Raw genomic sequence first — 14,392 nt, 5'->3', positions numbered from 1 at the left:
GGGAAATTATGAACAAAGTAAGTACCATTGCGCTAAGCGTAGCATTAGCGTTGGGTGTGGCTGCATGCTCACCACAGCAATCTGAACAACAACAAACCCAACAAGAACAGCCGCAGAAGCAATTAACGTCAGGCTTGAACCTTGAAGCATTCAATACCGATGTACGTCCACAAGACGACTTGTTCCACTATGTGAATGGTACATGGTATGACAATGCTGAAATGCCAGCAGATAAGTCACGTATCGGTTCATTCTTAGAGCTACGTGAAGAAAACCAGGAACGCTTGCGCAAAATTATTGAAGAAGCCTCGGCAAAAGCTGCCGAAGAAGGCGGCAATGCGCAAAAAATTGGTGACTTTTTTAATAGCTATATGGACGTCGAAAAGCTGAACAGCTTGGGCTACACGCCGATAGCTGCTGATCTACAAGCAACCGCGCAAGTAAGCAATCACGCCGAAGCGGCAGCACGCATGGCTGAATTAACCAAGCTTGGCGTAAGTTCTCCGTTCGGTTTTTACGTGTATCCAGATGCCAAAGATCCAGAAATCAATGCGATGTACATGTCGCAATCTGGTTTAGGTCTGCCTGATCGCGACTACTATCTGAAAGACGACGAAAAATTCGTAGAAATTCGCAAGCAATACCAAGCCTACATCGCCGATGTACTTGCGCTGGTTGATTATGAACAGGCTGAAGAAGCTGCTGCTGCGATACTCGAACTAGAAACCAAACTTGCCGAAGCGCAGTGGAGCCGAGTCGAGAGCCGCAACGCAGACAAAACCTACAACAAAAAGTCATTGGCAGAATTAGCGACAATGTTTGATGCATTTGACTTTGCAACGTGGGCTGAAACCACAGGCGCTAATGTAGCAAGCGACATTATTGTGCGTCAGCCAAGCTACTTTGAAAGTTTCGGTGAAATGTTTGACGAAGTCAGCGTGGATACGTGGAAACACTACATGACGTTGAAAACTGTTGATCGTTTCGCGTCAGCGCTAACCGAAGAAATCAATGACCGTCGCTTTGACTTTTATGGTCAAGTATTGCGTGGCACACCAGAACAAGAGCCACGTTGGAAGCGCGGTGTTGATGCAACCGATAACGCGTTAGGTGAAGTGTTGGGTCAACTTTACGTTGCGGAGTATTTTCCACCAGCGGCAAAAGCTCGCATGGAAGAGTTGGTTGATAACTTGATCGTTGCCTACGGTGATTCAATCAAAGATCTGGAGTGGATGACTGAGGAAACCAAGCAGAAAGCGCTGGAAAAACTGAGCAAATTTACGCCGTACATTGGTTACCCAAGCGAATGGCGTGATTATTCAGGCCTCGTTGTTTCTGCAGATGATTTGGTTGGTAACTACAAGCGCTCATACGCGTTTGATTATCAAGAAAACATCAGCAAAATTGGTCAGCCAGTTAAAGAAGAAGACTGGGGCATGACGCCGCAAACTGTAAACGCTTACTACAGCCCAGTACGTAACGAAATTGTATTCCCCGCAGGCATCTTGCAACCGCCATTTTTCGACATGAATGCGGAAGACGCTGTGAACTACGGTGGTATCGGTGCAGTAATTGGTCATGAATTAGGCCATGGTTTTGATGACCAAGGTTCTAAATATGACGGCGACGGCAACCTAAGCAGCTGGTGGACAGACTCAGATCGCGAAGCATTTGATGCGCGTGGTTCAATGCTTGCAGCTCAGTACGATAGCTACGAAGTTATTCCAGATACGTTCATCAACGGTAAATTAACCTTAGGTGAGAACATCGGTGATTTAGCTGGTTTAACGATTGCGTATCGCGCCTATCAAACGTCGTTAAACGGTGAAGAGTCACCAGTGATGGACGGTTACACTGGCGAGCAGCGCGTGTTCTTGGGTTGGGCACAAGTGTGGAAAACCAAAGCGCGTGACGAATATGTTCGTAACCAAGTATTAAGTGACCCGCATTCGCCAGCTGATTATCGCGTTAATGGCACAGTGGTTAACATCCCAGCGTTTTACGAAGCATTTGACGTAAAACCAGGTGATGATTTGTACTTGCCACCGGAAGAGCGTGTAACTATCTGGTAATTGCACCAGAGATAGGTTTATAATCAAAACCATGAACACATTGTTGAAGCTGATGATTATAGTTAGTTTGCTGCTGGCCCCGTTTTCGGGACCAGCGCAAGCTGCTGCGCCTTCGTCAGCCTCAATGATGTCTCATCATGCCATGATGGACACGGCAACCTCGGATAGCCAACAGCACGACTGCTGTGAGCAGCCGGCGGTTGAAGCAACCACCATGCACCAAAGTTGTGACAATAGCTGTAGCGATTGTCAGCACCATTGCAGCTCGTCAGCCGGAGCATTAATTGCTCGCTTTGCTGTCGACGCCTTATACCATCCGGTTACCCTGTGGCCATCTGTGAATGCGCTGCTGCTAACCCGTAGCGAAACATCGCTGCGCCCCCCTATGTCTGCCTAGTTAACACGTTTCGTTTTACGAGCCATGTAGGTTCGTGTGTTGTGATAACTAATTGGCAGAAATCTTATGAATTACATGCGTTCTATTGTTGTACTTATGCTTTGTGTGATCTTGGCTATTCCTACGCTTAGTGCGCAAGAATTTGAGCTAAACCATGATGAACACGAGGCAAGCACCGAATATGTGTGCCCCATGCACAGTCACATTGTCAGTGATGAGCCTGGCACCTGCCCAATTTGTGGTATGGACCTGGAGCCGCGTCAGCGTGTGCAAGAAAGCGATGTTAAAGTCAGCGCGCAAATGCAGCAGAACCTTGGCATACGCACCACCACGGCCGAAGTCACCACACTATGGCGTTACTACCCAACCATTGCCAGCGTGCAGTGGAATGACAACGCACGCCATCACCTGCATACGCGTGCCTCCGGTTGGATTGAGCGCTTGCACGTGCGCAGTGAAGGCCAGCAGGTAGAGCAGGGCGATCCAGTTTATGACATTTACAGCCGTGAACTCGTTGTTGCACAGCAAGACTTTTTGCAGGCGTTAAGCAGCGCATCGGCAAATCCGCGCTTATTGCGCGACGCTAAATTGCGCCTAGAGCTGCTCGGGTTTGCTGAGCCATTAATTGCCCAATTGGAAAAGTCCAAAGAGATTATCTACCGCGTGCCAGTGTTTGCTCCGCATAGCGGTGTGGTAACAGAGCTTAATGTGGCGGAAGGCATGTACATTGAGCCGGGCCTGGCAGTCATGACCTTAACCGGCGATGACAGCTATTGGCTCATTGCCGATGTACCGGAACGCTACAGCGATTGGCTCAGCGCTGGTGCACCGGTTGATGTGACCTTGCCGCAAGCTGGACTGAACAAGCATGAAACAACCATCGACTACATTTATCCGGCGCTTGATGCCCAAGCGCGCACCCAACGGGTACGAATCAAAATGCCAGACAGCAAAGTGGGTACTAACTTACTGGTTGGCATGCAAGCCGAAGTAGAACTTTACGGTGGCCCGAAACGTGATGCGCTAACTGTGCCGCTAAGCAGCTTAATGATTACCGGTACCACGAACCGAGTGATGGTAAAAACCGACGACAATAGCTTTGTCCAGCGCGACGTACATGTTGGTCTGGTGGTCGGCGACCAAGCTGAAATCTTGCATGGTTTAGAAGCCGGAGAGCAAGTTGTTGTGGCCGGCCAATTCCTGCTTGATTCAGAAGCGACGCTACTCAACAGCCGTATGCAGAATCCACAATCGCAGGAGGCCACTGATGCTCACGCAAATCATTAATGCCTCACTGCGTAACCGCATACTGGTTATTATTGCGGCCATATTAGCGGCTTGGTTTGGCTGGCGTGCCATGACCAGCACGCCACTTGACGCCATTCCTGACCTTTCCGATGTACAGGTGATTGTTAAAACCAGTTATCCCGGGCAGGCACCACAACTGGTGGAGGAGCAGGTCACCTGGCCGCTCGCCAACGTTATGCTGGCCGTACCGGGTGCCTCTGAAGTACGTGGCTATTCATTTTTTGGCGACTCCTACCTGTATATTCTGTTTGAAGACGGTACCGATATCTATTGGGCGCGCAGCCGTGTATTGGAATATTTAAGCCAAGCACAAGAGCGCTTACCGCAGGGGGTTACGCCCGAACTTGGGCCTGATGCGAGTGGTGTGGGTTGGGTTTTTCAGTATGTATTAACCGACAGCACCGGGCAGCATGACTTAGGGCAACTCACCAGCTTGCAGAATTGGTTCTTAAAGCAAGAGTTGCAAAGCGTAAGCGGCGTGTCAGAAATTGCGACCGTCGGTGGTATGGTGCAGGCCTATCAAGTGGTCATTGAGCCTGAACGTTTGCAAACCTACGGTTTAACCTTGGGCGCCATACGTGACGCAATTCAAGCGGCTAACGCCGAAGTAGGCGGCGGCATTATTGAAATGGCTGAAGCCGAATACATGGTGCGTGGTACAGGTTACCTGCAGTCACTTGAAGACTTACGTAAATTACCATTGAATGTGCGCAGTGCAACCGGCACCGCGATTACCTTAGACGACGTAGCTACCGTGCGACGCGGGCCAGTAAGTCGTCGCGGTATCGCGGAGTTTAATGGTGAAGGCGAAGTGGTCGGCGGCATTGTTGTCATGCGCCATGGCGAAAATGCCTTAGCTACAATTGAGCGGGTGCGCGACAAACTTAAAACGCTGCAGCAAGGGTTACCTGACGGTGTTGAAATAACGCCGGTGTATGACCGTTCGCAACTTATCCACCGCGCCGTTGATAACTTAACCACCAAGCTGGTTGAAGAAATGGCGTTTGTGGCATTAGTCACCATCCTCTTTTTGCTGCATATTCGTTCCGCGCTGGTGGCAATTATCACCCTGCCTTTGGCGGTGTTAATGAGTTTTATCGTGATGCGCTGGCTGGGAATTAATGCCAATATTATGAGCTTAGGTGGTATTGCTATTGCCATTGGTGCTTTGGTGGATGCGGCCATTGTGATGGTGGAAAATGCCCACAAACATTTGGAGCGCTACCGTGAACAGCATGGCGCGCCCCCGCAGGGGGCTGAGCATTGGCAAATCATTGCTAAAGCCACCAGTGAAGTGGGGCCAGCATTATTTCTATCGCTGCTGATTATTACACTTAGCTTTATTCCAGTTTTCGCATTAGAGCAACAAGAAGGGCGTTTGTTTGCCCCGTTGGCGTACACCAAAACCTTTGCCATGGCGGCGGCAGCATTGCTGTCGATTACCTTGGTGCCGGTATTGATGGGCTATTTTGTGCGCGGGAAAATCATTAGCGAACACCGTAACCCACTTACGCGTATGTTGGTTGCTGTGTACCGGCCGCTATTGAATGTGGTGCTTAACTGGCCAAAGTTTACCTTGGTGTTAGCTATTGTGGCCGCAGTGAGTGCTTACTACCCGCTGAGTAAGCTGGGCAGCGAGTTCATGCCTGCCATGCAAGAAGGCGATTTGCTGTACATGCCAACCACTATGCCGGGTGTGAGCCCTGCCGCGGTCGGCAAGTTATTGCAGCAAACTGACCGGTTAATCAAACAAGTGCCCGAGGTTGATACGGTATTTGGTAAATCCGGCCGTGCCGAAACAGCAACAGACCCAGCCCCATTGACCATGCTGGAAACCACCATTCAGTTAAAACCTGAAGACCAGTGGCGTGAAGGCATCACCATTAACGATATTATCGCGGAACTTGATGCAACAGTGCAGGTGCCTGGTATCACCAATGCGTGGGTACAGCCAATTAAAACCCGTATCGACATGCTCTCCACCGGGCTTAAAACGCCGTTAGGGTTGAAAATTGCAGGGCCTGATCTGAAAGAAATACAACGTATTGGCGCTGAACTGGAACAGGTACTGCAGAATGTGCCTGGCGTGAGTTCGGTTTTTGCCGAACGTCCGGCAAGTGGCCGCTATATCGAAATACGGCCGCAACTGGACAAAGCGGCGCGCTATGGCCTCACCCAAGCCGATATTCAAAACGCGATAAAATTTGGCATCGGCGGCGCGACCATTGCAGAAACCGTTGAAGGTACAGAACGCTACCCAATCACATTGCGCTATCCGCGTGCCGAGCGTGACCACGTTGAACGTTTGAAAACCATGCCATTGGTCAGCAAAGACGGCGCCTGGGTTACTCTTGAACAGGTTGCTGATATTCGTGTAACCATGGGGCCGGCAATGATTCGCAGTGAAAATGCACGGCCTACCGGCTGGATATTCGTAGATGTCGCGGCAGATGTACCCGTCAGTGATGTATTGGCCGCCGCCCAACCTATTGTGGATGCGTACCAACTTCCACCGCGCTACAGCGTTAGCTGGTCAGGGCAATACGAGTCCATGCAACGCGTAAAAGCCAAGTTGCAAGAGGTGGTGCCGGTAACCTTAGCGGTCATCCTTATTCTGCTGTATTTCACCTTCCGCTCGTTCAAACAGGCGGTGCTGATCATGGCGACATTGCCACTCGCATTGGCGGGTAGCTTATGGTTTATCTGGTTGCTCGGGTTTAACCTGTCCATCGCTGTGGTGGTGGGCATGATAGCGCTGGCGGGTGTTGCCGCCGAGTTTGGCGTGGTGATGTTGTTGTACTTGAACAATGCGTGGCACGACCGTACTGAGCGTACCCGCACCAGCTTGCATGACGCCATTATGGAAGGGGCGGTGCAGCGAGTGCGACCGAAAGCAATGACGGTAATAACCATTATCGCCGGCCTACTGCCGATTATGCTCACTGAGGGCACTGGTAGTGAAGTGATGCAGCGCATTGCCGCACCTATGATTGGTGGCATGGTGGCTGCGCCACTATTAAGTTTGTTTGTGTTACCGGCGGTTTATTGGCTGTATTGGCAACGCAAAGTTAAGGCAGCTTAAATGAGTAGCCCGATCTATAGCAGTAGCTGCCAGTCAGGGGCTAGCTGCGGCTGAATGCGTTCGGCCAGGTCGGGCTTCAGATGATTAATCCAAATGCGTTTGGGCTGCTCGGTTAAACCGCCGAGCAGCTTTTCGCAAAGGTGTGGCGTTAAGTGGCACGACTGCAATGCTATCGCTTCGAGTTCGTTGGGAAACGAGCATTCAAGAATAATAGCATCAAGCGGGCCCAATGCGTTGAGAGCGCTGACAACACTTTCGGCATAACCCGTGTCAGCAACAAAGGCCGTCAGTTGCCCAGCTTTGCGCACTGCATATCCTAACGTGGGCACGGTGTGGTAGGTGGCAAAGGTCTTAATCTCTATACCCTCAATGGTAACGGATTCGCCCGCTGCAATTTCTTGCAGACGCACAAGTGGCTTTTCTGCCGACGGCATCACCGTCATATCGGGCCAAATCACCCAGTTAAACACGTGTGCCTTAAGCGCAGCGAACGTGTCTTTTGAGCCATACAAGGTCACCGACTGAGACGGGTCAAGCGCGTTAAATAAGTTAGCCAGCAGCATGGGCAGGCAACAGATATGATCGCTATGGCTGTGGCTTAAAAATATATGCCGTACCTGCTGCATTTGTGCCAGGTTCAATTGACTGATACCGGTTCCGGCATCAATCAATATGGTTTCGCTGATTTGCAGGCAGGTGCTGCCGCTCAGCCCAGCTAAGCCGCCGCTGGCGCCTAATACATTTATGTTCATTTAACTCGCATCACTAACGCATACATAACCGGCACCACCACCAGTGTTAACAGGGTAGCGAAGCCCAAGCCAAACATAATAACCACCGCCATGCTGACAAAGAAGTCATCAAATAACAATGGGATCATTCCGACAATGGTGGTGGCTGCGGTCATGGTGACCGGCCGCACGCGACTAATTGAGGCATCAACAAGCGCACTAAGCGCCTCTTTGCCCGCATGCAACTCAACGCGCACTTGCTCCAGCAACACCACGCCGTTTTTAATCAGCATGCCTGACAAGCTTAAGAAACCAAGCAAGGCCATAAAACCAAACGGCTGATTGGTTACCCATAGCCCCAAGGTAACGCCAATAACGCTCAGCGGTACGGTGGTCCAGAGCACGCTGGCCTGACGAATGGAGCTAAACAACAATACGGTAATAATGAACATCACTAAAAAGGCGAGTGGCAAAGCTTGGAATACTGCGCCTGTGGCTTTTTCTGAGGCCTCGAATTCGCCACCCCAACTCAGCTCATAACCAACCGGCAATTCAATCGCTTCAATCGCTGGGCGAACGCGCGACAAGACCATAGCTGGGGTTTCGTCGCCAAAAATATCGTGGTCGGCCATAACGGTAATTGTGCGCTTGCGGTCGCGGCGCAGTATGAGGTTGTCCTCGGCCAACAAGGTCATGTCACGCACCACTTGACCAAGCGGAATATGCTGCTGCAAGGCTGAGCTGTATACTTGCAGCTCTTGCCAGTTGTTCAAATCAGTACGTTCACCGGCCGGGGCGCGCACCACAATCGGCAACAAGTCAGTGCCGTCACGATAAACGCCAACTGTTTGCCCGGTAAAGTTCCGCTTCAGTACATCGTCAACATCCGATTTGGTGATGCCCAAGCGCCGTGCTGCCGCTTCATTGAATTCAGGTTGCAGCACTTTGGTGCGCTGGCGCCAGTTATCACGCAAGTTATGCACACCGTCGTCTTGTGCCATAATTGACCGCGCTTGGTCGGCCAATTGGCGCAGCACAACCGGGTCAGAACCACTAAAGCGGGCTTCGATTTTCGCGGTTTGCGTGGGACCCATTTCCAGGGGCTTCATTTTGTACTCAACGTCAGGTTGCTCAACCTTCAGGTAAGCTTCAAAGTCCAATAAAATAGCCTGCAGCTGGTCGGTGCTTTCCGCCCGTAAAATAAGCTGCGCGTAACTTTCATAAGACTTTTCCACTTGGTAGGTCAGCGTAAATCGCGGCGCACCCTGACCAATGGTTGAGGCGACAAATTTTAAGCCATTGTTTTGGTTTTCCGCATCCACGCGCTGTGTGGCCAAGTAATGTTCCAGCTGTTTCACTTGCTGCGCTGTCGCACGTATGTCGGTGCCTTGTGGGTACCACAAATCGACAAACGCCATTGGTGTCGTGCTGGGTGGAAAGAACGACTGTTTTATTGTGGTAAACCCGTAGCCAGCAACAACCAACAGCAACAGCATCACCGCAACAGTTGTTTTACGCCAGCGTAAAAACCAGTGCAGCATGATGCGATAACCACGAAACACCCAGTGATTATAAACGTGGTCGTCGTCTTCCGGCTGCTCACGAGCTGTTCGGGCGCGCGCATCTTTGCGGAATAATATGTTTCCTAAAAACGGTGTCAGCGTAATGGCTGTGAACCAACTGAGTAACAACGAAATAAACAGCACCCAGAACAGCGAATTGGCATACTCGCCGCTGGCATCTCGTGACAGGCCTATTGGCGCAAAGGCAATAATGGCAACGGCGGTTGCGCCCAGTAACGGCCAAATATTCTGTTGCACCACGTCAATGGCGGCTTGAACCCGTGACAGGCCACGCCGAACACCAACCAGCATACCTTCGGCAATCACAATTGCGTTATCAACCAGCATGCCCAGCGCAATAATCAGGGCGCCTAAAGAAACCCGTTGCAGTTGAATGTCCATCAGGTACATGAAGATAAAGCTGCCAAGCACGGTGATGAGCAATACACTGCCAATGAGTACGCCCGAGCGTAAGCCCATGGTTAACAGTAACGCTATCACCACAATCACGATGGCTTCAGCGAGGTTAATCAGGAAATTATTGACCGAATTATCCACTTCCGAAGGCTGGTCATAAATTTTTTGAACCTCCATGCCAACTGGTTGTGCATAACGCAGCTCGTCCAGACGTTGCATGACGCGTTCACCCACATCGACCACGTTCACGTCTTCAGCAAATGACAGTGCTAACCACAAGGAATCTTCACCGTTGTAACGTACTAAATGCGTCGGAATGTCTTGGTATTCACGCGTTACCGTCGCCACATCGCGCAACAAGATACGTTCGTCGGCACCCGGGTTGCTGATCATTAAGTTGGATAGTTCATTAACGCTTTTAAACTCGCCGCTGGTTTGCAGACGAATGCGTTCGCTACCTACTTGCACGCGGCCAGCATCGCTGACGGTGTTTTGGGTTTGCAGCAAATTAACGATTTGTTGAGGCGGCACGCCAAAGTTAGCAAGTTTTTCACGTGAAACTTCAACGATCACCTGTTCGTTTTGTTTGCCGGAAACTTGTACTTTGCCAACCCCTTTAACCAACACCAATTCGCGGCGCAGGTAATCGGTATAGTCGGCAATATCCTGATAGCTATAGCCCTCGCCAGTAATCGCGAACGTCATGCCATATACATCAGCAAAGTCGTCTTTCACCATTGGCTCGCCGCTGCCTGGCGGCAAATGTTTGCGGGTGTCGTTGACCTTGCGGCGCAGCTCATCCCACACCTGCGGCATTTGATGCTTGCGCAGCGTGCTGTGCATCTCAATCATGATTTGACTTAAGCCAGGCTGTGACACCGACGTAATATGGTCAACGTAGCTCAATTCTTGAATGGCATTTTCCAGCCGGTAGGTTACTTCTTCTTCAACTTGCTGTGACGTGGCGCCGGGATACTGGGTAATCACCATGGCTTGCTTTAAGGTGAATTCAGGGTCCTCTAAGCGGCCAATATTTTGCAGCGCCACCACACCACCAAGCAGTAAAATCAGCAACACCAACCAACTGGTGGTGGTGCGCTTTATACTGTAGCGAGCGATATTTATCACAGGCCACGCTCCTTAACCCATGGACGCACCTGCTGTTCGCTTTGCAACGCATGCACGCCGGCAATCACGATTTGCTCGCCGGGCGTTAACCCGTCGATAACCTCAACGCCCTGGTTGGTCACCGCTCGAACGGTAATTTGGCGCTGTTGAACCCGCTCGGTTTCAGGATTAAAAACCCAAACAAAATGCCCTTGGTCAGGCGCATCTGAGGTGGGCGAAAACAACGCTGCTGTGGGCACTAATATGGCGGCTTCAGCCTGCTGTGACACAGCATTCGCATCAACTGACACCATTGCCGACATACCCGGAAGCACATTCAAATTTTCTGGCGCGGGTAGGGTAAACACCACCTTGTAGGTGTTGGTAGCAGGGTCGGCAGTGGAATCCCACTCTTTTAAACTGGCCTTGAACTGTCGTTCTGGCGCTGCTGCAAAGGTCACGTCAGGCTGGTAATTCGTTTGGCGTTGCACCCGCGCAAAAAGCCCCTCAGGTACGCGAATACTGACATCAATTGCGTTATTCATTTGCAAGGTCGCGATTTGACGCTGTGGCTGCACGGTTTCATAGCGCTCAACAAACACGTGGGCAATGGTTCCAGCAAAGGGTGCGCGTAACTCGGTATAGCGCACGTTGGCTCGGGCCGTTTCAACATTCGCCCGCGCAACTTCAAGGTTCGACTTCACTTCGTCAAATTGCTGTGGCGATATCACCCCTTGGTCAACCAGGTTTTCTGTGCGGCGAAATTGCGCCTGTGCCAACTCAAAGCGCGCCTGCGCTTGGTCCAGTACCAATTGATAATCGGTTGGGTCGAGCTTGGCAATCAATTGGCCTTGTGTAACCTCATGCCCGGCCTTAACCGGAAACTCTTGAATTTCACCACCTACGCGAAACGCCAGTTGTGCCACTTGCGCAGCTTCAACCACCGCCGGGAAACTGCGTACACGCTGACCATCAGCAAAACTGACGGTATGCAACTTCACCGGTTGTATGACTGCCGCGCGCTGTTTCTCCTGCGGTGCATCGCTGCAACCAGCTAAAGCCGCAAGGGCGGCGAGGATGAAAAAACGAATGTGCATAAAACCTCCAGTGAGATGAAAAACGAGAGCGATATTAGTTATTAGTTATTGGTTATTCGTTGGAACGAGAACACGGATAATGATTTTACGCTGTTGCATGTAAAATAATACTGAATTAATCTTGAATACATGTTCAGTTTTATTTAATTAGATTCGGTGCGCTTGCGATGAAGATTCAACAACTACAAATGCTCAATGCATTGAGTGAGACAGGAACGCTATTGGGGGCTGCCGAACACTTACACCGAACCCAAGCAGCGGTCAGTATGGCACTTAAGAAGCTTGAAGACGAGGTGGGGTTTCCGCTGTTTGATCGTGAAGGCTATCGGCTAAAATTAACCGCTTATGGTGAGCAATTTTTACGACAGGCGCGCGAGGTACTGCGGCAGCAACAACGTTTGCAATCCTTAACCCAACAGTTGCGCGATGGTGCAGAGCCGGTGCTACGTATTTCGTACGATCACACCTGCGCACCCGCCAGCTTATTTGAGGCCATGCGCGCCATGCAAACCCGTTACCCAACCACTGATCTTCTGCTAAACGGCGAAGCACAACTGCGCTCTTTGCGGGCCATTCGAGAAGGTGAAGCCGATTTAGCATTAACGCCTTGGTTACCCGTGTTTCGGCAGCATGGTGATTTTGAAACCAAGTTAGTCCGCCCATTTGAATTGTTGGTCACCATTTCGCCAGCACTTGTGGCCAAGTATGGCTTGCCCACCCAGCGGCGTGATTTACTCGACATACCCATGTTGATGCCGCAAAACCAAGACGTCGGCATTAATTTGGACCGAATGATTCGTATGCCCGGCCAACAACGGATACGTGTTAACGACTCCATCGCCCAGCGTGAATTACTCGTAGCCGGTATGGGCTGGGGTATTGTACCCGGTGACATTATTGGCGATGAGCTGGCGCGCGGTGATCTCATCCGCATCGACATACCGGACTTCATCAACCAGGTTCACCTGGAAGTGCATCTTGTTCGCTCAGCAGAGCGCATTGCAGGCCCCGCCGCCCAAATTATCTGGGACTATTTTTAAAAGCGAAAATATGCTCTGGAATGGTTACGCAAAAAGTGGATGTTTAAAATATGATTCAAAGAAGTATGCTTGCATTCAGCATTAGCTTATTAATATTAGTTACGTCATGTAATTCAAAACAAATAGAGGCTTCTGAGATGAAATTTTGTCCCGCAAAAATTGAGAAATAGGCTAGAGTGTAATCCCCCAATTTTAAGTGGCTCATTATTCGTGTAAATTCCCATAATAAGCGCTAATAAATTATTTTGAATGAGCAATCTTGAAAGGCCTATAAATATTAGCTTTCAACGGTCCGTTGCTAGTGGGTAGACGTTTCTAAGTTGAAGTTCAAGTATGTTTTTCACTTTGGTGAGCATAAGAAGAATTAAGAGATTGTTGGGGGGAAGCTAATAGTTTTTCGTGTTAAAGCGTGTTTTGGTTCGGAACACTTTGCGTTGAAGGTTTATTCTTTGCAGATAATAGTGACTTTTGATGAATTTCTTACTGTGATGTATAGAAATAAAAAGCCCCGAATAACTGGCATGTCCAGCTTTGAGGGCTTAATTTAAATCGTTAACTAACTTGAGATGGATTGCGGTTAATTCCACCACACCAGTGTAATGGGAACCTCGCCACCGGTGTATTCAAACTCAACACTCACCAAACCACCACTGTCGGCTATGGCAACAAGCCCATCACAGTCAACGTTTTCGGCACACAGAAATTCATACTGGTAAAATGCATACACGCCAGCTGTTTGCTCGTTCGCGGTGAATGGATTTCCTTCTAATGTCACTTCGTTGTAAACGTAACTTGTGCCAATTGCATCAGGTGTCGCTGAGATCACCTCGACGAGCTCTGTTGAAATCCCGCTTGAACTGTCGGATGCTGCAATTTCGAGTTGCCAAACACGCAACTCGTATGAGGTTCCAAACTCGTATTCAAAACCATAAATGTCAGAAGCTACGGTGTCAGTGCCGTTCTGCACTTGTGCAACTGCGTCAATGTTAATATCGGAATCTACGCCAAAATAGTGTGGTGTCGATTCAACATTAACAATATAGGTGGGGAGTCCGTCCACCTCTGTAGAGTCATCTGAACTTCCGCAACTGACCAAAAATGTTGCTGCGAAGATGATTGATAATATGTTGGCTGATTTTTTTAGTTTCATATTGTATTACTCTTTTGTGAGCGGTTGAATTCGTGAAAGCATTGACCTTTCCCCTGAAATAACACCATATTTTCAATGAGATTTCAGTTTCTATGCCACCTGTTTTGCATATTCAGCTGGCGGTAAATAATTCAGTGAACTGTGTGGTCTTTCTTCGTTGTAATGACGCTGCCACTGCTCAATGTCGTAACGTGCCTCATCAAGAGTTCTAAACCAATGCTGGTTTAAGCATTCATTCCTGAACTTTCCGTTCAGACTCTCTACGAAGGCATTCTGTGTGGGTTTCCCTGGCTGAATAAAGCTCAGGCGTACACCTTCAGTTTTGCTCCAGAAGAACATAGCCTTGCTCGTAAATTCTGTGCCGTTGTCGCAAACAATCGAGTCAGGCCTCTTACGAGCCTCGATAACTTGCGATAAAAAGCGTGCCAC

Annotated in this window: 10 protein-coding genes; 5 read left to right on the top strand and 5 right to left on the bottom strand. The window is 49.8% G+C overall.

The window, feature by feature from the left end; genetic code table 11:
- The first annotated feature begins 8 nt into the window (after nt 1–8).
- From EGC76_RS06050 to EGC76_RS06035, 4 genes are all read left to right on the top strand, one after another.
- A complete protein-coding gene (locus tag EGC76_RS06050; RefSeq protein WP_128352115.1) occupies nt 9–2,072 on the top strand; it encodes a M13 family metallopeptidase in 2,064 nt (687 codons plus the stop codon).
- A gap of 52 nt (nt 2,073–2,124) precedes the next feature.
- Nucleotides 2,125–2,469, top strand: a complete 345-nt coding sequence (locus EGC76_RS06045) for a hypothetical protein (RefSeq protein WP_128352114.1) — start codon at nt 2,125–2,127, stop codon at nt 2,467–2,469.
- A gap of 75 nt (nt 2,470–2,544) precedes the next feature.
- Complete coding sequence (locus EGC76_RS06040) at nt 2,545–3,756, top strand: efflux RND transporter periplasmic adaptor subunit (RefSeq protein ID WP_164876805.1); 1,212 nt, start codon at nt 2,545–2,547, stop codon at nt 3,754–3,756.
- On the top strand, nt 3,737–6,859 hold the full coding sequence (locus EGC76_RS06035; protein WP_128352112.1) for an efflux RND transporter permease subunit: 3,123 nt from the start codon (nt 3,737–3,739) through the stop codon (nt 6,857–6,859). Before EGC76_RS06040 ends, EGC76_RS06035 begins: the two co-directional genes overlap by 20 nt.
- Before the next feature lie 14 nt (nt 6,860–6,873).
- On the opposite strand, the gene EGC76_RS06030 is transcribed toward EGC76_RS06035, so the two are convergent.
- The 3 genes from EGC76_RS06030 to EGC76_RS06020 are packed head-to-tail and all read right to left on the bottom strand — an operon-like array spanning nt 6,874 to nt 11,773.
- Nucleotides 6,874–7,611: a 3',5'-cyclic-nucleotide phosphodiesterase gene (locus tag EGC76_RS06030; protein ID WP_128352111.1), complete on the bottom strand. Its 738-nt coding sequence runs from the start codon at nt 7,609–7,611 to the stop codon at nt 6,874–6,876.
- Nucleotides 7,608–10,694, bottom strand: a complete 3,087-nt coding sequence (locus EGC76_RS06025; protein ID WP_128352353.1) for an efflux RND transporter permease subunit — start codon at nt 10,692–10,694, stop codon at nt 7,608–7,610. Before EGC76_RS06025 ends, EGC76_RS06030 begins: the two co-directional genes overlap by 4 nt.
- Nucleotides 10,694–11,773, bottom strand: a complete 1,080-nt coding sequence (locus EGC76_RS06020; protein ID WP_128352110.1) for an efflux RND transporter periplasmic adaptor subunit — start codon at nt 11,771–11,773, stop codon at nt 10,694–10,696. Before EGC76_RS06020 ends, EGC76_RS06025 begins: the two co-directional genes overlap by 1 nt.
- A 167-nt stretch (nt 11,774–11,940) precedes the next feature.
- Between EGC76_RS06020 and EGC76_RS06015 the strand changes: the two genes are divergently transcribed.
- A complete protein-coding gene (locus tag EGC76_RS06015; protein ID WP_128352109.1) occupies nt 11,941–12,813 on the top strand; it encodes a LysR family transcriptional regulator in 873 nt (290 codons plus the stop codon).
- Between the two features lie 577 nt (nt 12,814–13,390).
- Here EGC76_RS06015 and EGC76_RS06010 read toward each other — a convergent pair.
- Together EGC76_RS06010 and EGC76_RS06005 are read right to left on the bottom strand one after the other, a co-directional pair.
- Nucleotides 13,391–13,963, bottom strand: coding sequence for a hypothetical protein (locus tag EGC76_RS06010; protein WP_128352108.1), 573 nt, complete (start codon nt 13,961–13,963; stop codon nt 13,391–13,393).
- A 90-nt stretch (nt 13,964–14,053) separates the two neighbouring features.
- Nucleotides 14,054–14,392: integrase core domain-containing protein (locus tag EGC76_RS06005; RefSeq protein WP_164876804.1), on the bottom strand; the 339-nt coding region annotated here is incomplete at its 5' end.

Source organism: Pseudidiomarina gelatinasegens (assembly GCF_004025325.1).
Classification (GTDB): domain Bacteria; phylum Pseudomonadota; class Gammaproteobacteria; order Enterobacterales; family Alteromonadaceae; genus Pseudidiomarina; species Pseudidiomarina gelatinasegens.
This window is presented reverse-complemented; position numbering and strand designations above follow the sequence as displayed.